The sequence below is a fragment of the Acetobacterium wieringae genome (genome assembly GCF_001766835.1).
GTDB classification, from domain to species: Bacteria; Bacillota; Clostridia; order Eubacteriales; family Eubacteriaceae; genus Acetobacterium; species Acetobacterium wieringae.
In genome coordinates this window covers 114,908-137,560 of record NZ_LKEU01000037.1, presented here as the reverse complement: position 1 = coordinate 137,560, position 22,653 = coordinate 114,908, and the positions used below count along the sequence as shown (strand labels likewise).

At 43.6% G+C, this 22,653-nt stretch carries 24 protein-coding genes; 18 read left to right on the top strand and 6 right to left on the bottom strand.

All coding sequences use genetic code 11. The features are described 5' to 3' along the window. Positions 1 to 14: 14 nt before the first annotated feature. A complete protein-coding gene (locus ACWI_RS14320; RefSeq protein ID WP_070372120.1) occupies positions 15 to 389 on the bottom strand; it encodes a hypothetical protein in 375 nt (124 codons plus the stop codon). Positions 390 to 695: 306 nt separating this feature from the next. Here ACWI_RS14320 and ACWI_RS14315 point away from each other — a divergent pair, with 306 nt between their 5' ends. The 3 genes from ACWI_RS14315 to ACWI_RS14305 all read left to right on the top strand — a co-directional run bounded on the left by ACWI_RS14315 (position 696) and on the right by ACWI_RS14305 (position 5,152). Then, positions 696 to 2,645: an oxidoreductase gene (locus tag ACWI_RS14315; protein ID WP_070372119.1), complete on the top strand. Its 1,950-nt coding sequence runs from the start codon at positions 696 to 698 to the stop codon at positions 2,643 to 2,645. Between the two features lie 278 nt (positions 2,646 to 2,923). Continuing rightward, a complete protein-coding gene (locus ACWI_RS14310; RefSeq protein WP_070372118.1) occupies positions 2,924 to 4,207 on the top strand; it encodes a carbohydrate-binding domain-containing protein in 1,284 nt (427 codons plus the stop codon). 198 nt (positions 4,208 to 4,405) lie between these two features. Beyond that, a complete protein-coding gene (locus ACWI_RS14305) occupies positions 4,406 to 5,152 on the top strand; it encodes a thymidylate synthase (RefSeq protein WP_139142381.1) in 747 nt (248 codons plus the stop codon). A 76-nt stretch (positions 5,153 to 5,228) separates the two neighbouring features. Here the strand turns inward: ACWI_RS14305 and ACWI_RS14300 are convergent, their stop codons facing one another. Then, positions 5,229 to 5,828, bottom strand: a complete 600-nt coding sequence (locus ACWI_RS14300) for a TetR/AcrR family transcriptional regulator (protein WP_070372116.1) — start codon at positions 5,826 to 5,828, stop codon at positions 5,229 to 5,231. A gap of 158 nt (positions 5,829 to 5,986) precedes the next feature. On the opposite strand from ACWI_RS14300, the gene ACWI_RS14295 reads away from it, so the two are divergent. From ACWI_RS14295 to ACWI_RS14275, 5 genes are all read left to right on the top strand, one after another. Continuing rightward, the gene (locus ACWI_RS14295; protein WP_070372115.1) at positions 5,987 to 6,718 is read left to right on the top strand and encodes an ABC transporter ATP-binding protein; all 732 of its coding nucleotides are present in this window, start codon (positions 5,987 to 5,989) and stop codon (positions 6,716 to 6,718) included. After that, complete coding sequence (locus tag ACWI_RS14290; RefSeq protein ID WP_070372114.1) at positions 6,712 to 7,722, top strand: ABC transporter permease; 1,011 nt, start codon at positions 6,712 to 6,714, stop codon at positions 7,720 to 7,722. Before ACWI_RS14295 ends, ACWI_RS14290 begins: the two co-directional genes overlap by 7 nt. 159 nt (positions 7,723 to 7,881) lie before the next feature. Then, positions 7,882 to 8,139, top strand: coding sequence for a hypothetical protein (locus ACWI_RS14285; RefSeq protein ID WP_070372113.1), 258 nt, complete (start codon positions 7,882 to 7,884; stop codon positions 8,137 to 8,139). 19 nt (positions 8,140 to 8,158) lie between these two features. After that, positions 8,159 to 8,920 (top strand): NAD(P)H-dependent oxidoreductase, encoded by a 762-nt coding sequence (locus ACWI_RS14280; protein ID WP_070372112.1) that lies wholly within the window; start codon positions 8,159 to 8,161, stop codon positions 8,918 to 8,920. 99 nt (positions 8,921 to 9,019) lie between these two features. Next, positions 9,020 to 9,430: a DUF3592 domain-containing protein gene (locus ACWI_RS14275; RefSeq protein WP_070372111.1), complete on the top strand. Its 411-nt coding sequence runs from the start codon at positions 9,020 to 9,022 to the stop codon at positions 9,428 to 9,430. 94 nt (positions 9,431 to 9,524) lie between these two features. On the opposite strand, the gene ACWI_RS14270 is transcribed toward ACWI_RS14275, so the two are convergent. The 3 genes from ACWI_RS14270 to ACWI_RS14260 all read right to left on the bottom strand — a co-directional run bounded on the left by ACWI_RS14270 (position 9,525) and on the right by ACWI_RS14260 (position 12,124). Next, positions 9,525 to 10,514: a 2-hydroxyacid dehydrogenase gene (locus ACWI_RS14270; RefSeq protein WP_070372110.1), complete on the bottom strand. Its 990-nt coding sequence runs from the start codon at positions 10,512 to 10,514 to the stop codon at positions 9,525 to 9,527. A 69-nt stretch (positions 10,515 to 10,583) separates the two neighbouring features. Then, positions 10,584 to 10,916, bottom strand: a complete 333-nt coding sequence (locus ACWI_RS14265; protein ID WP_070372109.1) for a hypothetical protein — start codon at positions 10,914 to 10,916, stop codon at positions 10,584 to 10,586. Positions 10,917 to 11,185: 269 nt separating this feature from the next. Then, complete coding sequence (locus ACWI_RS14260; RefSeq protein ID WP_070372108.1) at positions 11,186 to 12,124, bottom strand: CHAP domain-containing protein; 939 nt, start codon at positions 12,122 to 12,124, stop codon at positions 11,186 to 11,188. Positions 12,125 to 12,924: 800 nt separating this feature from the next. On the opposite strand from ACWI_RS14260, the gene rsmA reads away from it, so the two are divergent. From rsmA to ACWI_RS14245, 3 genes are read left to right on the top strand one after another with little or no spacing between them, the layout of a single operon-like run. After that, positions 12,925 to 13,818, top strand: a complete 894-nt coding sequence (rsmA, locus tag ACWI_RS14255) for a 16S rRNA (adenine(1518)-N(6)/adenine(1519)-N(6))-dimethyltransferase RsmA (protein ID WP_070372107.1) — start codon at positions 12,925 to 12,927, stop codon at positions 13,816 to 13,818. 19 nt (positions 13,819 to 13,837) lie between these two features. After that, positions 13,838 to 14,884: an ABC transporter ATP-binding protein gene (locus ACWI_RS14250; protein WP_070372106.1), complete on the top strand. Its 1,047-nt coding sequence runs from the start codon at positions 13,838 to 13,840 to the stop codon at positions 14,882 to 14,884. Then, complete coding sequence (locus ACWI_RS14245) at positions 14,881 to 15,681, top strand: hypothetical protein (protein ID WP_070372105.1); 801 nt, start codon at positions 14,881 to 14,883, stop codon at positions 15,679 to 15,681. The genes ACWI_RS14250 and ACWI_RS14245 overlap by 4 nt, the downstream gene beginning before the upstream one ends. A 118-nt stretch (positions 15,682 to 15,799) precedes the next feature. Here the strand turns inward: ACWI_RS14245 and ACWI_RS14240 are convergent, their stop codons facing one another. Next, the gene (locus tag ACWI_RS14240) at positions 15,800 to 16,693 is read right to left on the bottom strand and encodes a fumarylacetoacetate hydrolase family protein (RefSeq protein ID WP_070372104.1); all 894 of its coding nucleotides are present in this window, start codon (positions 16,691 to 16,693) and stop codon (positions 15,800 to 15,802) included. Between the two features lie 385 nt (positions 16,694 to 17,078). Here ACWI_RS14240 and pyrB point away from each other — a divergent pair, with 385 nt between their 5' ends. Genes pyrB through pyrE form a run of 7 tightly spaced genes read left to right on the top strand, consistent with a single transcriptional unit; the run spans position 17,079 to position 22,649 of the window. Then, positions 17,079 to 18,005 carry an aspartate carbamoyltransferase gene (gene pyrB, locus ACWI_RS14235; RefSeq protein ID WP_070372103.1) on the top strand — a complete coding sequence of 309 codons (927 nt, stop codon included), beginning with the start codon at positions 17,079 to 17,081 and terminating at the stop codon, positions 18,003 to 18,005. Next, entirely contained in the window at positions 18,002 to 18,436 is a 435-nt protein-coding gene (locus ACWI_RS14230; RefSeq protein WP_070372102.1) for an aspartate carbamoyltransferase regulatory subunit, read from the top strand. The genes pyrB and ACWI_RS14230 overlap by 4 nt, the downstream gene beginning before the upstream one ends. 13 nt (positions 18,437 to 18,449) lie before the next feature. Next, positions 18,450 to 19,622 carry a dihydroorotase gene (locus ACWI_RS14225; RefSeq protein WP_070372101.1) on the top strand — a complete coding sequence of 391 codons (1,173 nt, stop codon included), beginning with the start codon at positions 18,450 to 18,452 and terminating at the stop codon, positions 19,620 to 19,622. Beyond that, a complete protein-coding gene (gene pyrF, locus ACWI_RS14220) occupies positions 19,597 to 20,457 on the top strand; it encodes an orotidine-5'-phosphate decarboxylase (RefSeq protein ID WP_084633717.1) in 861 nt (286 codons plus the stop codon). The genes ACWI_RS14225 and pyrF overlap by 26 nt, the downstream gene beginning before the upstream one ends. Further along, positions 20,448 to 21,149 (top strand): dihydroorotate dehydrogenase electron transfer subunit, encoded by a 702-nt coding sequence (locus ACWI_RS14215; protein WP_070372100.1) that lies wholly within the window; start codon positions 20,448 to 20,450, stop codon positions 21,147 to 21,149. The genes pyrF and ACWI_RS14215 overlap by 10 nt, the downstream gene beginning before the upstream one ends. Then, positions 21,142 to 22,047 carry a dihydroorotate dehydrogenase gene (locus tag ACWI_RS14210; protein ID WP_070372099.1) on the top strand — a complete coding sequence of 302 codons (906 nt, stop codon included), beginning with the start codon at positions 21,142 to 21,144 and terminating at the stop codon, positions 22,045 to 22,047. Before ACWI_RS14215 ends, ACWI_RS14210 begins: the two co-directional genes overlap by 8 nt. A 26-nt stretch (positions 22,048 to 22,073) precedes the next feature. Further along, positions 22,074 to 22,649: an orotate phosphoribosyltransferase gene (gene pyrE, locus ACWI_RS14205; protein WP_070372098.1), complete on the top strand. Its 576-nt coding sequence runs from the start codon at positions 22,074 to 22,076 to the stop codon at positions 22,647 to 22,649. The last annotated feature ends 4 nt before the right edge of the window (positions 22,650 to 22,653 follow it).

Genomic DNA, 22,653 nt, shown 5'->3' with positions numbered 1-22,653 from the left:
TACTCCTAAAATCATTAATTTAAAAACTTTGATCGTGTAAACGGTGGCTCCAACGAATATACGTTTTCTTCATCATCGGGAGTCTGAGGGATTTCTGGTCGGATATGATACAGTTTCCGAATCAGGTCGTTATAAACCCATTCCAGATTATCCAGAGCTTCCAACAGGGTTAGCGTATCGGCGATGATCTCCGTTGCCTGGCAATATTCCGGGACTTTTGAAAGTCGATCATATTCTTTTTTGCTGATGCCACCACTTACTTTAATTGTTTGAGATTCAGCTTTTTGGGCGGCATACATTTTAATTCCTTTTGCAAAGCTCTCTTGAGAAAGACCGTCGAGGTCTTTACAGAGCTTACGGATTTTTTCTAGCATTTGTTCTGGGATCATAAGGCGCCTCGTTTCGTTTTTTTAATGATACCCATCTTTACAGTAAACGTCAAGGATAAAACGTTGTGATTTTGGCGCAGATCCGAGCAAAGTTGATTTATTTGGGTAGGAATGATCATATGGCTATTAAACTGATAGTTAACAGCTATCGATCGGCAACGTTTACACACAATTAAAATAAATGTATCTTAAACATGTAAATACTTACATGATTTTATTGACATCAGCAAAAGATCATGTTAAAATTTTATCAAATTGACCGCTTATTGTTGACGGAACCAACGAAAAATTAAAGGAGAACTGACAATGCAACGAAAATATCCAAATCTTTGTAAACCAATTAAAATTGGTAATGTAACTTTCAGAAACAGAATGTTTGGCGCACCCATGGGAGGCACTGATATAACTGCCGATTGTACCATTGGCCCTAAATCAAAAGCTTTTTATGAACTGCGGGCTAAAGGCGGTGCGGCTACCGTCACAGTCAGCGAATGCGTGGTTCATCCTGAAACCGAAGGATCCCATATGTATCATCTTGATCTGCAAACGGTTGATTCACTGGCCAGCTTTACTTATACAGCCGATGCAATCCGCCGTCATGGGGCCATTCCCAGTGTCGAATTATCTCATTCCGGACAGTATGCTGGCACCTATCTGACTGACAAGGATAAAAAAGGCGGTATGGCCCAATGGGGACCCAGCGCTGGAACCCGTCCGGATGGGAAACCGGTTAAAGAACTGACCCAGGAACTGATTGATGATATTGTTGCCGCTTACGGACGGGTAGCTGGGCTAGCTAAACGAGCCGGGTTTGAAATGATCATGGTTCATGGTGGTCACGGCTGGCTGTTGAACCAGTTTTTGTCGCCCTTTTTCAACCACCGAACTGACAAATACGGCGGCCCATTAGAAAATCGGGCCCGTCTGGCCTTAGAAGTGCTGGACAGTGTCCGTGCAGCAGTTGGGCCCGGTTTCCCGATCGAATTCCGTATGAGTGGCTCAGAATTCTTTGAAGGTGGCTACACCCTGGAAGATGGGGTGGAAATTGCCAAGATGGTCGAATCAAAGGTTGATTTACTGCACATAACCGCTGGCACCTATCAAACCGGCTTTGGCCTGACCCATCCATCCATGTTCGAGCCACATGGCCGAAATGTTTATCTGGCGGCTGAAATCAAGAAACATGTCTCGGTTCCGGTAGCAACCCTGGGAGGACTGAATGACCCTGCAATGATGGAAGAAATTATTGCCTCTGGTCAGGCTGATATCGTTGAAATGGCTCGGGCACTGCTGGCAGATCCCTTCCTGCCAAGAAAAGTTATGAGCAATCAGGATGCTGATATTATTAAATGTCTCCGATGCTTCACCTGTATGGCGGAACGGGCCGTGACATCAACTCGACGTTGTACGGTTAATCCTCTAATTGGTCGGGAAATGGATGGGACTGAAATTATTCCCACCGCCAATCCGGTAAAAGTATTGGTCGCCGGTGGTGGACCAGCCGGACTGGAAGCAGCGCTAACGGCAGCTAAACGTGGCCACCAGGTTATTCTTTGCGAGAAAGGCGATGCCTTGGGTGGAATCCTCAAAGGCGAACAGGCGATCCCATTCAAATATGAAATGTACGAACTGGGTGTTACCCTGGAAAAATTGGCCAGAGACGCTGGCGTTGAAATTCGTTTAAACACGCCGGTAAGCAAAGACTATGTCGATCAGCAAAATGTTGATGCTCTGATAGTCGCTGTGGGTTCGGAACCGATCGTGCCAGCTATTCCCGGTCTGGATGGCGATAATGTGATTATCGTTAACGACTACTATAAGAAAAAAGATCAGGTTGGCGAGTCCGTGGTTGTTTTAGGTGGTGGTCTGGCTGGTTGTGAAGCGGCGATCCATTTTGCCCGGGAAGGTAAACCGGTTCATCTGGTGGAAATGCGTTCAGAACTGGCACCGGATGCTAATCTTCGTCATCGTCCGCTGATGATGAACGAAATCGAAAAATGCGGCATTACCGTTCATACCGAATTAAAAGGGCTAAAAGTTACTGATCAGGGTGTTGTCTGTGAAGATCTTGCTGGTAAGGAAGTACTGGTTCCCGGAACAACCGTGATCTGTGCGCTGGGCCAAAAACCGCTCCGCAATCTTGCCGAAAGCCTGGTTGACTGTGCCCCCTATGTTATTGAAATTGGTGATTGCGTTAAGGCCTCCACTATCACAACGGCTATTTATCAGGGCTACCACGCAGCGCTGGATATCTAATTCGACCAGACTTGAACAAAGAACCCAAGCGTAAACAAAATAAAGTTGCATCTGATATTAAGAAAAACCGCCATTTGGCGGTTTTTTGCATTTATTATAAATAAGATAGCAGTTGCCATGGAAGAAAGTTGGAATAATTTATCGACATTATTCTTGGGTTGTGTTATCTTAAGCATATCTGATGATGTAAACGACTATAAAGAAGAACTGAGTAACAGTTGTTTTAAGGAACGCTGCTAATCGCAAACGAACATCACAGTTAGAAATGGAGAATAATAATGAAGCGAATATCAAAGTTCTTATCGTTGCTGATGGTAGTGGCGATGGTGTCGATGCTGATTCCGGTTTCTGCTATGGCTGCTGGAGAAGCTGTCGATGATCAAGAATCAGCCAACGAATTAAGTTTGGTTTTAGTAACAACGCAAGCGGCTGATACGGAGACCGCTTTATCAGAAAAAATGGTGATTAATACTGATACTGTTGCGTTGCCGGTTACTGAAGAAATAATAGTACCGATTGATAATCGTTTGGAAACCGAGGTTGTTTCAGAACAGCCGGTTATCTCAACGATTGAACCGGAAACAATTGAAACTCAGGCAGCTACATATTTGTGCTTAATTCAGAATGGTGTGATCATCGATGTTCTGGCCACCAATACTGGATCGGATTATGCATATGATGTAGCCGCCAACGAATTGACTTTAAATAATTTTATAGGCGAAAAGCTGGATGTCAAATCAGCAGCAGTTCCGTTTAAATTGGTCCTGGTGGGTACTAATCGTATTAAAACTGATAATGGTTTTGCTGTTAAAGTGGAAGGTGACATGAATGCCAGTGGGACTGGCACGCTGATTGCCGAAGGACAGGCGACCCCTGATTCAATGGGCGGCGGGATCAACGTGGTTGGAAATCTGGTCATTGACAGTGGGACCTATGATATTGCCGCGGTCGGATATGAAAATTCCAGCTCAGCGGTCGGAATCCTGGCCGGTGATAATGCCGAAGCTATGACAATGGGTAATCTCAGCATTAACGGCGGGAACATCGATGTGACCGCTTATAATAGTGATTATGCCGGGGCTTTTGGTTTATTTGCTTTTGGCGATCTGGTCGTTAATGGTGGAAATATTAGAGCTTTTACTGATAGTCCAACGAGTTACAGCCGTGGTATCGGAGCTTATGAGAAACTGATCTTTAATGGCGGCTATACAGTCGTCGAGTCGATTGCTGATCATGGTGATGCCGGTGCATTGTTCTCCTATAATAAGATTATTTTAAACAATGGCATTCTTGATTTATGCACATCCGGAGCGGTTGCCAAGGCACTTGTGGCCGAAGGCAGCATTGATATCAGTGCAATTTATGGGGATGTTGACCGTGATGCAGCCTGTTTATATCTCGAACCACTTTCGACGCAAACATTCAAAAAACATCATAACAGTTCAGCCAATCCCAAAACCGGGGTGGATCCTTCCACATCGGAAGCTGCCGTAGCGGGAGCAGCCCTGATTATGCTGATCGGACTTGCTTGGACGGTAAGCAAACGTGGGGCACAGGCCTGAAATTTTGTGGGGTGACGACTGAAGTTGCAATAAATTATCAGCGGTTTGGCGACTCAAATTTGACTTTGCCAGGATGATATTTGTTTCAAAATATGATATGATCATTTTTGCAACCGTTAAACGATGACGTTGTTATTATAATGAAAGGATCTCGTGTCAGCAGTTTCAGATTTAATGATTAGCTGATGCGATGTGAAAATGATGGTTACTTACATTCACGAAACCGAACTGCATAAGGGCATTGAGGCGGCAATGAAGGCTTTAAATCAAGCTGATGTCGTCATTGGGAAGAATCAGGATCGGGAAGACAGTTTAAAAGAAATTCACCTACTGATGGATATCGACAGCGTCCAGGATATAAAAATTACCATGGCGATGCCAACTGGGCTGGAAACCCTGGTGGACTACGTCCTGGAAATAGTTGAAGGCACCAAAGATTTTGAAAAGGATATGTATGGTTATACCTATCATGATCTGTTTTCCCAAAACATTGACTTTGTGATCAATAAACTAAAAGAAGATCCGGGAACCAGACAGGCGACGCTGCATGTCGCCAATCAGGAGGCCGCCAGACTCAATCATCCACCCTGTCTGCAGCTGATTCATTATACTGTTAAGGACGGCAAATTAAATACCGACGTGGTATTTAGAAGTAATGATGGGGTTAAGGCCGTCGCGATGAATATTTTCGCCCTGATTGAACTTTCAAGAATGATTGCCCGAGAAGCCGGGATCAGCCAACTGGGTTCCTATACCCATCATGCCCTGAGTTTTCATGCCTACAGCCGGGATTGGAAAGCCCTGGAAGGCTACTGCAAATCTTTTAATGACCGCGATTGTACCATCGATTATGAAGATTATCGGGAAGCCTATGACGACTATGCGGACGAATGTCGAGAAAAAGCAATGAGCCTAAAAAATGCCCAGGAGAAAAAGAGTCATTAAAATCATTTAACGTAACAGCCCTTAAATAGTTTCGACTATCTAGGGGCTGTTTTAAGTCCGATGAGCTGGACTGAATTTAGCGCCGGTATTTTGATAACTCGGATTGAATGCCGTTGGTTGTCACGGCCAAAAGCAATTCCAGAAATTGTTCCGTCGGCAGGTCTTTGTCGTTGGCATACCATTTGGCAATGGTGCTAAGCATTGCGGCACTCTGGTATTCCATTAAATAGCTTACCTCCAGCAGTTCATTCGGAGACAGTTTTTTATACATTGACAGCACCGTCGGGGTGAGTTTCTTTAAGACTTTTTGTCTGAAGTGGGGATCACCGTTTTCTCCCAGCAAAACCGGAAGATAGGTTTTATTTTTTTCAAAAAATTCAAGAATTGATTTGAGAATAACTTTTTTTCGATGATCTCGAAAAAGATTGCCATAAAAAAGATTCTTTATAACAATGCTTCTAAAATCCTCAACCGTAATGGTCTGTTCTTCAATTTCTTCTAAAATTTCATAGACATCGTTAAAATACACATAAAAAGTTGAGCGATTGTAGCCCGCAATTTCACAAATTTCCTTGACAGTAATCTTTTCAATGTTCTTTTGGCAATATAACAGCCAAAAGGAATCGATCAGGTTCTGGCGGGTCACTGTAGCAGTTGCTGATAAAGTCATATTCATATTGGTTACCTCATTGTCGGAATCAGTCTTCTTGATTATATCCGAAGCCACTGGGATTAACAAGAAAATCCAACAGGTTACGGAACTCTGTTGGTTGAAATAAACAGGAATCGGGATTAAAATGAGAATAATCAAATACAATAAAGAGGGAATTAAAAATGGAAACAATCGTCTGTGAAGTGAGCAAATCATTTAAACAACAGCAGGTTCTCAATCAGATCAGTTTGACAATCGAGGCGGGCCGGATCTTCTGTCTGCTGGGTGCATCCGGTTCAGGTAAGACCACCTTGTTACGCATCATGATGGGGGCTATCCCCGCTGATGGCGGGAGCGTAACAATCGGCGGCATTGCCGTACCAAATCGCCAACTGTTGGCGCTGATCGGCTATATGCCGCAAAATGAAGCATTATATGAAGAGTTGTCAGTCTGGGAAAATCTGAAATTTTTTTCGGGTTTGCAACGGCTAAACTGGAAAACATTTGCTGCCGAAGCCGAAGTACTGCTCCAGATTGTTGATATGGCAGCGTGTAAAAATAAGTTGGTGCGTGACTGCTCCGGCGGGATGAAAAAAAGAATCTCATTGGCAGTAGCGCTGATTCATAAACCCAAGCTCCTGTTACTGGATGAACCAACAGTGGGAGTTGACCCGGTGCTGCGGCGTAAAATATGGCTTTATCTCAAGCAGCTGCGAAATCAGGGCACGACCATTTTGGTGACCACCCATGTCATGGATGAGGTTTCTCAATGTGACGATGCCGCTTTGCTTCGTAATGGTCATATCATTGCGAAGGATACCGTTAAGAATTTGATCGATCAGACTCCCGATGGTAATATTGAAGAATTATTTTTTATGGATAAGCATCCTGAAAAGGAGGTCATATCATGTTAAGCATTATTAAACGGATCCTTGGTCAGATGAAAAATGATAAGCGATCATTGGGACTACTCTTATTTGCACCACTGCTGATTCTAACCCTGCTATTTTTTATTCTCGGAGATTCAAATTATATACCGCAAATTGCTGTATACGATATGAATGAAAAATTTGTTGCTGAGCTTGAGAACCATGCCACAGTTATTTTAGAAACCGAAAAACCAGAGGCTGCAGATTATCTGGAGGCCAATGATGTCGATGCGTTGATCTGGGCTGACAGTGCGGGGACACACATTGAATTGCTGGAGAAAAATTCCAAATCCGTTGCTGCTCTGGAAGCCATTCAGGATACCACTCAAGCCTTGCAACCAACGCAAAATGAGTTGATTGTTGACTATGTATATGAAACAGCTGGGGATAATCAACTGGATTCGCTTTCCTATGTTTTTTTGGGCGTGATTTCATTTTTCTTTGTCTTTATTCTTTCGGGAATGTCATTTGTCCGGGAGCGGTTTGGGCAGACTTTGGAGCGGATGCTGATGACTCCGATCAGACGAGTCGATGTCATTGGGGGCTATACCCTGGGGTATGGTTTGCTGGCTGCAGTTCAAAGTGTGGTGATTATCCTGTACGCAGTGTATGTGCTGCAGCTTCAGGTGGAAGGATCGGTGGCGCTATGTACCTTTGTTATGATCCTAATGGCTTTTTCGGCAGTTTCGGTGGGGGCGTTGGTATCGATTTTTGCCAACAATGAATTACAATTGGTTCAATTTATTCCGGTAATCATCATTCCGCAGATCTTTTTCTCAGGGCTGATCCCGATTGACACCATTCCCTTTGGGCTGGGAAACCTGTGTTACCTGACGCCAATTTACTATGGTTGCACGGCCCTGGAAATGATTATGATTCAGGGTAAGGGGGTTGTCGAGATATGGCCCTGGTTAGCGGGCTCAGTCGTTTTTATTGGGGTGCTTTTTTTAGCAAATGTGACTGCGCTAAAGAAATATCGCCGACTCTAAATTGGTGACAAGCGTATCAAAGCTGAGTTTGATACGCTTTTTTTAATGGGAGAGTTCGATTTAGTTCACAACCATCCTGATTTTATGATATCATTCACGTGTAATAGTTTTAAATAGCATTATATAACAACCCAAAATAAAATCAGAAAGAAGAATAGTATGTTAAATCAGGAATACATTGAAGCACAAACGATTATGAATCAGGCCAAAAAAGAGCTGGAATCCATTTTTGACCAAGCTAAACCACAAACACCAGAAGACCAGGAAGCGCATCACAGTTTATTAAAGCTGATTGATCAATTAAAAAGCATGGATGCGTACTATAATCATTTAAAAACAGCAAAAATCGAAGCCTTGTCTCCAAATGAAAAACTGTTTGTCAATCTGATCAAGAAAAACAAAGAAAACTTAAAATAAGATTGGAAGTGAGATCAGCATGAAAGTTATTGCAATTATGGGAAGTCCCCACAAAGGGAAGGGTTTTGAGATTGTGCGGAAGATTGAGGGTGAGCTCTCTCGTTTGGATTCGGTTGAATTTTCATATGTTTTTTTAAAGGACGCAGATTTAAAACTCTGTCGGGGTTGTTTTGCCTGCATTGGCAAAGGGGAGCAGCTATGTCCCCTTAAGGATGATAAAAACAGCATTGAAGCAGAAATATTAAGTGCCGACGGTGTCATTCTCAGTACCCCGGGTTATGCCATGAATGTCAGTGCGCTGATGAAAAATTTTATTGATCGTTTTGCCCACAGTTTGCATCGACCGAAGTTTTTTAATCAATCCCTGATGCTGGTTGCAAATGGCGGCTCTGGTTTGTCCAAGGTTAATGCATCCATGGGGATGACCTTGGGCGGCAGCAACAAGGTTTGCGAATTAAAAATCACCACCACCCCATGGGAAACCACAAAATCTTATGAGGAGCGGGTACAAAACGATATTGAAAAAGCTGCTGATCGTCTCTATCGATCGATGAAGAATAAAAAGCTTGCTTCACCATCGCTGGGGAACCTGATCTGGTTCCGGATGTTTAAAAAAATGGCCAGTCTTTTTGAGCAGAACCTGCCAGCAGATTACGAATATTATCGAACAAAAACCAATTATTTTTATCCAACTCGAGTGAATCCCATAAAAAACGGTGTGGCAGGGATTATCGCCAATATGGGGGTGGCCACCATGAAAAAGCAGGTCGAATTTAAATAGGTGTTAATGCGGAAAGATTAAATCGCTAGTAACGATGGACAATGCATTTATCCTATCGCAAGAATCCCCGAACTAGTGGATGAAAGGTTGTGACGTTCAATGATATCACTGATCTTGGTAATTATTAGAATTGTGGGAATTGTGCTCATTATTTTTTCAATCCTAAAACTTATGAAATTGAAAATAATTGAAAAGAGTGGAATTCAAGTTGAAGCGGTGGTAGTAGGAATGCGCGAAAATAAGGTGCGTACTGGACGGCAGGTATATGATGAGTATACTCCAATTCTGGAATACATGATTGCTGAAAAAGTGTATCGAACGGCCGCATTGGCTTCTCAGGGGGATAAGCGCTATGATTTGGGAGACATCGTCAAAATCCGTTACAAATCGGATAGGCCTGAAGAAATTATGATTCCTGGTGATCATCGCTATTATTTTAATCCGGCTTTATTTGGTATCGCAGGAATTATGATCGAAATTCTGGTTTTATTGACACAGCGATTTCTTTAAAAACTAGATATCGTTTAAGAAACTGAAGATCGGGTGATTTCTATATGAACAGGTCGTCAGGACATTTGATGACGACCTGTTCATTTTGCATGGATTATAAACCATTAACAATATTTATTGGGCAGGTTCCTTTTGAAACGGCTAGAATATTCGCCCAGACCGTTTTATGCATTTTTTCAAAAGCCGGTTTAGTGGTTCCGCCAATATGTGGGCTAAATAGCAGTTTATAATGACAGCTTTCCGGCAGATTAAGCAGTGGGTTATCCAACATTACCGGTTCCGGGTACAGGGTATCAAGACCAGCCCCGGCGATCTGCCCAGCTGCTAATGCAGCAACCAGATCTTCTTGAACGACCAGCTCGCCCCGGGCTGTGTTGATAAGTAGGGTGGTCGGTTTCATCAGAGACAGCAGGTCTGCATTGATCAGACCAGTGGTTTCTGGAGTTACCGGCAAATGGAGACTGATAATATCGCACTGCTTGCAGAGTTCTTCCAGCGGCAGATAGCAAAGGCCTAATTCGTTCTCAACCGTGCTTTTTCGGGAACGATTGAAATAACTGAACTGCGCACCAAATGGCTGTAACCGTTTGGCTGTTTCAAGGGCAATGGAACCCATACCGACCAGTCCCACATGACAGGAACCCAGTTCCGGAATACCATCGAGAATAAACGAACCTTTGGCCTGGATCTGCTGACCACTACGTACCAGCTGATCGCCTTCTAGAAGCCTTCGCTGCAGGCCTAATATTAGTAGAATCGTTTGCTCTGCCACCGCAGCAGAGTTGGCGGCGGTATTGTTACAGACATAGATGCTTTTTTCTTTAGCGGCCAGGATGTCGATTTTATTATATCCCACACCTTCGGAATGGATAAGTTTGAGATTCGGCATGTTATCGATCAGGGTTTTGCTGACTTCCCGGACAGCATCCGCAAAAATAAAATCAGCATCACTGGCAACGTTTAGTATTGCATCATCGGTATTCAGGCTTTCACCGAAAACGAATTCCCAGTCTTTGGGGAGGACAGATAAATCAGAAAATTTTTCGACACGCTTTGTTGATGTCAGGATCAGAATCTTGGTCACAGGGATACCTCCGTTGGATAAATTATCTTCATTATATAATGACAGCGATTTAAGTACAACCAAGTTTGTTTAGATATATTTAAATTTTATGGCTTTCATTTGATTGTCAAAGTAGAAATCACCAGCAGCAGCAACTATTTCTGTCCAATCCAGATACTGGCTGTTTTGCTGAACCCAGGCATTCATTGTAGAAAGTGGAATCTGTTCAAAATCCTGCTGGGTGGCAACTAAAAATCCAGCTGATTGTAAGAAGTCATCAAGGCAGGAGAAAACGGTGTGTGTTTTCATAAATGCAGGCGTAAAATAATTTCTGATCAAATCAAGATCATCTTGAATACCAATCACCGAACCGTCATCATTAAGAAGATTTGAATGGCCAAATTGAGTTTCAAGGGTTTTCATATACGACCTCCTGGAATTTTAGTATGGTTGAATATTATCTTAATAGCTCTATCTTATATTGTTTTAACCAATGTGACAAGAAAAATTCCAATAATTAAAAAGATCACCGATCACGACAACGATTTCCCCTAAATGCGGCAGAAAAAATTTTGTATGATAGGGTGGTGAACCGCAAACGTCCCTGAAAAGTTGCTGCCTAGATTGAAATCAAAAAGCCTTCCATTGACGTTTAAACGTCGATTGGAAGGCTTTTTGATGGATGTAATTAACTAGCTTTCAAGAGCAACTTTGCCCAGACTGGTAAAGGTATCGGCCTTCGTGATGGTGGTACCAGTCATCGTGTAGTGACCGGCATTATCGTAAGCATAAATATGGACATTGTAGTCACCAAGTTCAGTGTTGTGATCACTGTATGGAATAAAACAGCTGGCCACATTGCCGTCAACAGTTCCTTCATGCCAGATTAAATCATCCTGTCCGTTGTTTTCGGTCCAGACAGGAAAGTAGACCGATCCGATTCCGCTAAGGTCATCTGAAACCAGCGCAGTGACCTTGATTCCTTCATCCTGATAGTCAGTAACCAGTACATCTGACAAGGATGGGGGGGTTACGTCTGATGCGGCATCAATATAATCACCGATGTAGATATAACCCTGAAAGCCGCCGACCGAGGTGGCATCTTCAGCTCCAATTGTATAGGTGTAATTTTGAAAGTAGATGCCACTATAGGTGGATTCTGAGAGCGTAACCGTATCACCATTGATCGCCTCAACGATTGCCACATGTCCATCTGAACTGCCACCCCAACAGATTACAGCGCCAAGTTTTGGTGTGGAACCTGAGGGATAATAACCAGTGTTTTGATTATAAGCCCACCAGGAATTTGCATTGCCCATTGCTAAATTTGGCGTGGTTCCTAAAATTTCGTACGCTCGGCCAAAGGCATAGGCGGTACAGTTAGGTAGTCCATATCCACCTTGGGAATATGGATTGCTGGCAAAGAAATAGGTGTTATCAGCACCTGGTGCAGTAGTTCTGGCTGTGAATAAGCTGGGCAGAGCTGCCGAGGTTTCAGTTGTTTCCACAGCCTGAGCGATTTCTGTTAAATCGAGCTCGGCTTCTTCAGCCATTACAGTTCCTGGTAATAGGCCCAGGCATAATGCCAAGGCAAGACTTACGCAAGTATTTTTTATTGAGTTTTTTTTCATTTGACCTCCAATGTCAAAACATGATGGTGTCACGGTGTTGTGTGTGACTGAAATGCATCATTGATAGTTGCAAATTATTTACAAATTGGCAAAGCGTATAATACATGATGGTTTGATATTTAGCAAGGGTCTGATAAAAACCATTTAAGAAATCTTTGGAGTCAGCTCAGATAAATAAAAGTAAGACGAGAATAAATGGCTTTAAATACAGGGTTTTCATGACAATGAGCAGTTCGAAGTAAATTGACATTGAAATTAACTGCAAATACGATTAATTTTAATTTAAGTTAAAATGAAATAGCTTCCTAAAAAGTAAAATTAAGGTCTGAGAATGAGTCGTGATTGCGTTTTCTTTTTTATGCAAATGCCATTTTTTTCCGGGCCAACAGAAATAAAAAACGATAGTTTTCAGAAAAGTTGCCGCTTAGATAGCCTAAAATGGGGTGAAGAAGCATCTCCGGCAATAAAGTAAAACAAATGGGTTGACTACGTTTAGAAGCCCAAAAGTAAGTAGATGTGAATATGAAATTTACATAGCGCCTTTTGATTCAATAAAAATTTCTTGATAATGCGAATTCAGCAGCTTAATTCAATAGAAACAGCATATCACGTATCTACCTATTTAGAAAATTCTGGCCGCTCTGATAAAAGATTCAAAATAACAGGGAGGGAGAGTTTTAATTCGAAACCGAGATAAGGTCTTCCCGCGGGATTAAATAAAGTGTATAATAGTTAAGTTATAGATGGAACATTAAAGATTCACATATAAGCCTAAATAGTTGCAAAATGGAAGGATATGAATGGAAAAATTAACATCACCACGGGTCATCGAAGCACTGTTAAAAAAGTATGATCTTCACTTCAATAAACGATTTGGACAGAATTTTTTAATTGATGAGAATATTGTTCAAAAAATTGTTAAAGCCGGAGACGTGAGCGAAAGGGACTTGGTGCTGGAAATCGGACCGGGGATTGGCACCATGACGCAGGCTCTCAGTGATCATGCTGGCAAGGTTATTTCAGTAGAAATCGATAAAAAACTGATACCGGTTCTTCATGAAACCCTGAATGACTGTGACAATGTTGAGATTGTCCAGGGTGACATCTTAAAAACCAACGTCCGGGAGATTCTGGGAGATCAACTTGTCACAATGCCGCTTAAGATTGTGGCAAACTTACCCTATTATATTACTACCCCCATCATTATGGGGTTTCTGGAATCGGATCTGCCGATTGAAAGCATGACTTTCTTAATTCAAAAAGAGGTGGGCGAGCGTCTATGTGGCGTTCCAGGGACCAAAGCTTACGGATCACTGAGTATCGTGGCACAATTTTATGCGGATATTTCGATTGATTTCGAAGTGCCAGCGCATGTATTTATTCCCAAGCCTAAGGTTGACTCGATTGTAGTCACCCTAAAAAAACTGACGGTGCCCAAAATAGCACTGGAAAACAAGGAATTGTTTTTGTCAGTTGTGAAAGCCAGTTTTCTAAATCGACGAAAAACGCTGATCAATGGGCTGACCATGAACACCCCATTTGATAAAGCGGTTTTAATGGAGGTTCTGGAGGTGTGTAATATTGCACCGGGAATCCGCGGAGAAACCCTCACCGGATCAGATTTTGGCCGAATCGCCAATGAATTGAACAGCCGGATCAGCCAATCAGTTGAATCCGAAGCAATGAACGAATAAGGTTTTTAAGGAGAAAAAAATGATTGAATTAAAGGACGTAACCCTTAAATATTCAAGCACGAAAGGTATTTTCAACTTAAATTTTAGCGTTGAAAAAGGCCAGGTTTTCGGATACGTTGGACCAAACGATGCCGGGAAAACGACCACCATTCGGATGCTGATGGGACTGATCAGGGCTGGACGTGGTAGCGCCACCATCGATGGATTAAATTGCTTTTCCAGAGCATCTGCGATTCAAAAAAATACCGGATATGTGCCCGAAGATGTCGCTCTTTTTGAAAACATGCGGGTCAAAGAGTATTTGAACTTCGTTACTCAAATGCGGGGGATTTTTGGTCAGAAGAATACCAGACTCAGAGATATGCTGATTGAACGCTTTGAGGTTGAAACCCGGGGAAAAATCGAAAATATGTCAAGTGGCATGAAAAAAAGACTGACCATTGTCACAGCTTTGATGCATGATCCCCAAACGCTGGTATTGGACGAACCCACCAGTGGATTGGATCCCCTGATGCAGTCCCGGTTTCTCGATCTTATTTTGGAGGAGAAACGGCGGGGTAAAACGGTACTGTTATCAACGCATAAGTTTGAGGAAGTGGAAAGAACCTGTGATCGTGTCGGGGTGCTAAGAGAAGGCCGTCTCGTGGAAAATATGGATATTGTCAGTCTTCGAGCCGAAGAAACCAAGGCCTATCTGGTTAAATTTGCGGCTCCCCCGAATCTGGAACAGATAAAAAAATATGGTTTCGGCTATCAGCAGTTTTCGCAGAGCGATTATGAGATCTTCTCACCGGGTGATCGGATTGATGTGCTGATGAAAGTTTTATCCCATGAAAAAGTATTAGTGTTTAATTCGAAAAATCAATCGTTGGAAGAAATTTTCCAACAGCATTATAAAAAAGAAATAAAACAGACGGAATTTAAAAATGAAGAAAACAACACCCAGGAAAACGAAGGTAAAATAAAAAGAAGCGAAAGAAAGCCGAAATTAATGCCTAAAAAAACGGAGAAGAATAGAACCCTGCCGGATCCGGAAGAAACAGTAAGAGAGGTGAAAAAAGCATGAGCATTCCATTGTTTCTGAAGAATATTAAAAATAATACCTTGCTGTTGCTGGTTTTTGCAGCGTTGATGTCTATTTATTTAGCGGTTATTATCTATATCTATGATCCTAATGGGATTGGCGCAATGGTCGATATGATGTCGATCCTGCCGACCAAACTGGTTAATGCCCTGGGCTTTGGCACCATTGACAGCGGACTGACCGGATTTATTGCCAGCTTGTTTTACGGTTTTCTGATTTATCTGTTTCCGATGGTATATTGCATCATTCTGGCCAATCGTCTGGTGGCCAAGTGGGTCTATGAAGGCTCATTTACCAGCCTGCTGTGCACCCCCAATAGTCGTATAAAAATCATTGTAACCCAGGGAATTTATCTGCTGGCGTCGATTGGGGTTTTGTTTACGATTCTCTTTTTGGTTGGGTACGGCATGAGTGAACATTTTTTTCCGGGAATGCTGGATGTTAAAGTGTTTTTAAAACTGAATTTAGGGGCTTGCCTGATGACAATGACCATCGGGATGTTTTGCTTTTTCTTTTCCTGTTTGTTCAACAGTACCAAACCAGCACTATTTTTTGGAGCCCTGATTCCAGTCGGCTTCTTTATCTTGAATACCCTCAGCAAGTTATCTGAACGAACTGCTTTTTTAGGAAAGTTTTCGCTGTATAATGCCTTTGATGGTTTGGCCATTGTCACAGGGCAGAGCAGTATCAGTTTAATCAGTGGTGGTTTTGCAGTCTTTATTGGATTATTGTTTGCGGCGGCGGTTGGGGTATTCAGTCTGAAACGGTTGCCAGTTTAAACGCTCATCATCGTGATGCAGATCGGATTTTGCGTTATTGGACTAAATCGTAATATTTTAACGTTAAAAAAGCCAGAATGGTCTTGGGTTAGATCCCAAGATAATTCTGGCTTTTTGATTATTCGATGGTATTTCGTAGGACTCCGATTTTTTCAATTTCCGCTTCAATCTGATCCCCGTGTTTTAGGAATTGTGGCGGATCCAGGGCAAAGCCTACCCCGGCAGGGGTTCCGGTGAGAATAATATCGCCTGGTAATAGGGTCATCCCCTGAGATAGATCACTGATAATGGATGGAATGTCAAAAATCATCCGACCAGTTTTAGAGTGTTGCCGAACTTCACCGTTGACTCGACAGGTGATATCCAGATCAAAGGGAATTCTTAAATCGTTTTTGTGCAGAATCCGAGGACCCAAGGGACAAAAAGTGTCAAGAGATTTACCCTTGTACCATTGAGAATGCTTTTTTTGGAGATCCCGGGCGGTTATATCGTTGGCAATGGTGTAGCCAAAAATATAATCTTCAGCGTCTTCTTTGGGAATATCGGCACCTTCTTTGCCAATCACAATGGCCAGCTCCACTTCATAGTCGATCTGCTTGGTGGCCTTGGCATGGGAAAGAATTACCGTATCTGGTCCAGTAACTGAGGTGGGCAGTTTGGAAAAATAGATCGGATTTTCTGGGACGTCGCCCATGGTGGGGATATTCTTGATTTCCTTGGCGTGATCCGCATAGTTTTTCCCCAGACAGAAAATATTTCTTGGGGGTTTGGGAATCGGCGCCAACAGCTTGACCAGATCCAGATTGATACCCAGGTTCTGATGTTCAGCCATGACTTGTTTGATGTCGGCCAGCAATTCATCGGTTGCCAGAGGAATAAAATCGATCAGACGTTCGGGAAATTTGAGACCCATTAGTTTACCGATGGTTGTAATTGGTAAAACCCTGGTTTCATCGGCGGTCAAAATGCCACCTTCGCTAAATGCGTTATATTGATAAGTTACGAAATACATAAAAATCCCTCCCTTTAAATAATATAAGTATTGAAAATTACAAAACTGATCTTAATACTGGTGTCATTTTTGCAATTATTTATGTTAACATCATACCATTATCTGCTTCGAAATTCCAGTCAAATCATTCAGCATGATCCTGTCGATCTTTAAGCTCAAATATTATCTTAAGATAACGGTTTCTTTTAATCAAAGTCCATTGACAATTAGGTCTAATTAAATTATGATTATCATAATTAAGTATGCGAGCTTTAGTAAGCGAGGCATAAAGGTGCAAAAGGAACGATACATTTAATGAGGGAAGATGCCTGTTAGAAAGTATGCCGCTATTTTATAAAGCGGCTTGTTTTTTGCCCATAATTGTGTTTATGATAGGAGGAACATTATGTTAAAAGGAAGACATTTAATCGAGCCTGGAGACTTTCAACTAAATGAAATTGAATCGATTATGCAGCTGGCTGATAATATTATTGCAGACCCCGAGGGTTATTCTTTGGTTTGCAAGGGAAAATTATTGGCCAGCCTTTTTTATGAGCCTTCCACACGGACACGGTTCAGTTTTGAAGCTGCCATGCTTCGTTTAGGGGGAGAAATCATCGGGTTTGATGATCCCAATAACTCCTCGGTGTCCAAGGGGGAAAGTCTGGGTGATACGATCCGGACCATCGAGTGCTATTCGGATATCGCTGTGATCCGGCATCCCCGAGAGGGAACCGCCCGGCTGGTTTCCAAATTTGCCAACGAAATGCCGATTATCAATGCCGGGGACGGCGGTCATGAGCACCCCACCCAGACTCTGACCGATTTGCTGACGATCAGGAAGTTCAAGGGAGGCTGTGATAACCATGTGGTGGGCGTATGCGGCGATTTACTTTTTGGTCGAACCATCCATTCGCTGGTTAAAACTCTGAGCCGTTATCAGGGCATCCGGTTTGTATTTATATCGCCCACTGAGCTAAAAATGCCAGCCCATATTCTTAATCAACTGGATCCGCAAACCTATAAGGAAACGACCAGTCTGGATGAGGTCATTGGTGAATTGGATATTCTTTATATGTCCCGGGTTCAACGGGAGCGGTTTGTCAGTGAGGAAGAGTATCTGCGATTGAAAAACTATTATATTCTGGATAAAAAGAAAATGAAGGGCGCCAAACCGGATATGATTGTCATGCATCCTTTGCCGCGGGTTAATGAAATCGCCACCGAGGTGGACGAGGATCCCCGGGCAGTTTATTTTGCCCAGGCTAAATATGGGATGTATGTTCGGATGGCTCTGATTGCCAAACTTCTGGGAGTGGAGGATAAAAAATGATCAACGTATCGAAATTGAAAAAGGGTATCATCATCGACCACATTGAAGCGGGACATGGTTTTGAAATTTACAAGGAACTCCATCTCAATGATATTGACGATGTGGTGGTGTTACTTAAGAACATTCCCAGTAAAAAAATGAAACAGAAAGATTTAATTAAAATTGAAACCGATTTGCAGATTGATATGACCGTTCTGGGTCTGATTGATCCCAATGTGACCATTAACTTTGTCAAGAATGGTGAGTTGTACAAAAAAATAAGCTTGACCCTACCAACAGTTGTTAATGGCATTATGACCTGCAAAAATCCCCGTTGTATTACCCAATATGAGGATGTGAAGGATATTAAATTCTTTTTGGTCAATGAAGAGAAAAAACAATACCGCTGTGAGTACTGCGACGCCTACACCACTTTTATTGACGAAGAATAACAAAGGAGGAACGATGAAAACCTTAATCAAGAACGTTGAAATGGTAGATGCCGAGGGAAGACGGTTTGGCAAGGTATTAATTGAAGACGGAAAAATAAAAAAAGTCTATAAAGAAAAAGGGAATGTCAAGTCTGAATATGATCAGGAAATCGATGGTCAGGGTTATTTGTTGATGCCAGGATTTATTGATATGCACTGTCATTTGCGGGATCCGGGCTTTGAATATAAAGAAACCATGGAAACTGGGATGCAGGCGGCGCTGAAAGGCGGCTTTACGACACTGGTGGCAATGGCAAATACCAAGCCCTGCATGGATGAGGCGGCACTTGTTAAAGCCAATCTGGATAAGGCCAAAAATTTGCACCTTTGCAACCTGATTCAGGTGGCGGCACTGACTAAAGAGTTTAATGATTCGAATCTAGTCGAGGTTCAATCCTTGCGGCCGCTGACCAATGTCTTTTCCAACGACGGGGTTTCAATTGTGAATCCAGACATTATGGTAGCAGGGCTAAAGGCTTCAACCGCACATGATTTTATTCTTTTAACCCATTGCCAGCCAGAAACTGAACTGGTGCAGCGCGATGTAGACCTACTGGAAGAAATCGGCGGTCATCTGCATATCTGCCATATCAGCAAAAAAGACACTCTGGATCTGATTGTGGAAGCTAAAGCAAAGGGCCTTGATATCACCTGCGAAGTAACTCCCCATCACATCTTTGCCTCGGCGATGGACTACAAGGTCAATCCGCCGTTCCGGACTTATCCCGACCGCCGCGCCTTAATCGAAGGGATTAAAGCTGGCATCATTGATATGTGTGGCACCGATCATGCCCCCCATTCTGAAGCTGACAAACAAAAAGGGGCTCCGGGAATCAATAACTTCGAAATGGCTTTTGCCATGTATTATACGGTTTTTGAACAGAACGGCATCAGTCTGGAAAAGCTCAGCGAGATGCTTAGCGACGCTCCGGCTAAACGCCTGGGCATAAAGGCGGGACTCATCAAAGAACGATATCCGGCGGATCTGGTTCTGGTGGATCCAAACTGGGAAGGGAAAATCAATCCCAAAGAATTCGTTTCAAAAAGTAAAAACAATCCCTTTGGCGGCGAGACCCTAAAAGGAAAAGTAATGATGACCATGGTGAAGGGAGAAATTAAATATGATAATAATGGACCGGCTCTATAATGAAGCTGTAAAAAAAGGACCGATTTGCGTAGGTCTGGATACAACCTTGAAATTTTTACCAAAATACCTGCTTGATAAGGACTGGTCTGATGGTGAGAAAATAACCGAATTCAATAAAAAAATTATCGATGCCACCGAGGATCTGGCAGCTGCCTACAAGGTGCAAATTGCCTGCTATGAGTCACTGGGACTGGACGGCATGAAAGCCTATAGCGAAACGGTTAAATATGCCCGGAGTAAAGGCATTGTCGTGATTGGTGATGTCAAGCGGGGCGACATTTCGTCCACTGGCGACCAGTATGCCAAGGGTCATTTCACAGGTGATTTCGAAGTCGATATCATGACCGTTAACGCTTATATGGGTGAAGATGCGGTATCACCTTACTATCAATATATTAAAGAAAACAACAAGGGTATTTTTATCCTGCAACGCACATCCAACCCGTCAGCGGTGGATCTCCAGAATCTGGAGGTTGGGGCTGACACCATTTACGAAATTATGGGCGATAAAATCGAAGGCTGGGGCAGTGCTTTCCGGGGTGAAAATGGCTTTTCGGCTATCGGATCGGTAGTCGGACTGACCCGTCCGGATGAATTCGAAGCGATTCGGGCCCGTTGCCCCCATACCTTCTTTTTAGTGCCAGGTTACGGTGCCCAGGGCGGAACTGGCGAAGATATCGCAAATATTCTCAAAAAATCCCGGTGTGCGGTGGTTAACTCATCCCGGGGACTGATCACCGGTCATCAAAAGGCTGGCTGTGAAGATGAGGGCTTTGCTGAGCATATCCGAAAGGCCACTCTGGCAATGCAGGAGGATATTCTTAAATGGCTGTAATCCTAAGTAATTCTCTTGTGTCAGCAGGGATTTTTAAAATGACTGTGGCGTTTACCGGCGACGTTAAGCCAGGTCAATTCTTTATGCTGCGTGCCTGGGACAAAGACCCGCTACTGTCCCGACCGATCAGTGTTCACAATTACGAAGCCGGTCAACTCACCTTTTTATACCAGGTGGTGGGAAAAGGGACCGAAATTTTAGCGCGACTGCAGGTTGATGATGAGGTGACCATCCAGGGTCCCTACGGCAATGGTTTTCCGGAAATCACCGGTGACCTCTGCGTGGTTGGCGGCGGTATCGGAACAGCGCCGCTTTATTATTTGCTGCGACACTATCGTGACCAGAACCCCACCGGTAAGTGTCGGGTCTATTTGGGTTTTCGGGATATCGACTACGGTGTTGAGGCTTTTGCCGCCCTAGCCGATGAAGTGGTGCTTGATGTCGGGGGCATTATCACTGACAAACTTTCGGTTATACCCAGCGAAACGGTGGTAACCTGCGGGCCGGAAATTATGATGGCCGCGGTGGCTAGTGCCGTACCGACTGAAAATACCGTCTACGTTTCGCTGGAAGCCCATATGGCCTGCGGGATTGGTGCTTGTCTGGGTTGTACCTGCGAAACCCGTTCCGGTAATAAAAAAGTCTGTAAAGATGGCCCGGTGTTTCTTCGGGAGGAGGTCTTTAATGTCTAATTATCTGGAAACAAAATTTAATGACATCCGCTTTAAAAACCCGGTGATTCCGGCTTCCGGAACCTTTGGTTTTGGCCGGGAGTATGAAGCCTTTTATGATCTGGCTAAACTGGGCGGCCTTTGCTCCAAGGGACTGACCTTAGAACCCAAATCGGGAAACACCGGGATGCGGCTTTGGGAAACCCCAGCCGGTCTGATGAACAGCATCGGTCTGGAAAACCCGGGAATCGATGCCTTTATCGAAAATGAATGGCCCCATCTAAAAGCAATTGATACGGTAACGATTGTCAACGTCGGCGGTAAAGATGAAGATTCGTACCTCACCGCCATCGAAAAACTTAACGCCATTGATGCCCAGCTGATTGAGCTGAATATTTCCTGTCCCAATGTTAAAGCGGGGGGCATGGCCTATGGGATCAAAGCTGAAACCGCCGGGGAGATCACCAGAAAAGTGGTGGAAATCTCCCGTCATCCGATTATGGTCAAATTGTCGCCTAATGGTGAAGCGGTCGCCGACATTGCCCGGGCCTGCGAGGCAGCCGGTGCTCAGGGGATATCGCTGATTAATACGCTACAGGGAATGGCTATTGATTATAAAAAGAAAAAGGTTGTTTTTGACAACCTCTATGCCGGTCTTTCCGGTCCGGCGGTGAAACCCATTGCCCTGCGAATGACCCACCAGGTCTGTCAGGCGGTGAAAATACCGGTGATGGCCATGGGTGGCATCAGCGACTGGAAAGATGCCCTGGAATTTATTATGGCCGGGGCAACCTGTATTCAAATCGGAACCATCAACTTCAACAACCCGATGGCGCCCCTTGAGATCATTGATGGGCTAGAAGCTTATTGTATTCACGAAGGACTGGCCAATATCGGCGAAGTCCGGGGAATTGTTTAATCTAAAATATAGAAATGAGGAATAATATGAGTCAGGAAGTATTAGAAATATTAAAAGAAACCGATGCTTTTTTGGAAGGCCATTTTTTACTATCATCAGGCAAACACAGCGATCAGTATGTTCAATGCGCCAAGGTGCTGCGTTTTCCGGATGCTGCCGCCAAGGTCCTGGCACCGGTTGTCGAGCAGCTAAAAGCCCTGGAAATTGACAAGGTGGTGGGCCCGGCCATGGGCGGGGTCATCGTCTCCTACGAAATCGGCCGACAATTGGGCAAAGAATCTATTTTTACCGAACGTAAAGACGGCCTGATGGAACTGCGCCGCGGCTTTGAAATCAAACCGGGCGAACGGGTCATTATCACCGAAGATGTTGTTACTACCGGAAAATCCACCATCGAAACCAAGAAAGTGCTCGAAGAGCTGGGTGCGGTCGTCCTTGGTGTGGCTTGCATCGCTGACCGCCGGGCAGCCGGAGTTGAAATTAACATGCCCATTTACTCTGCAATTAAACTCGAAATCACCGCCTGGGACCCCGACGACTGTCCCGTCTGCAAAGCCGGTCAAGTCGCTCTGGTCAAGCCCGGTTCCAGAGGAAATGCCTAAAAAA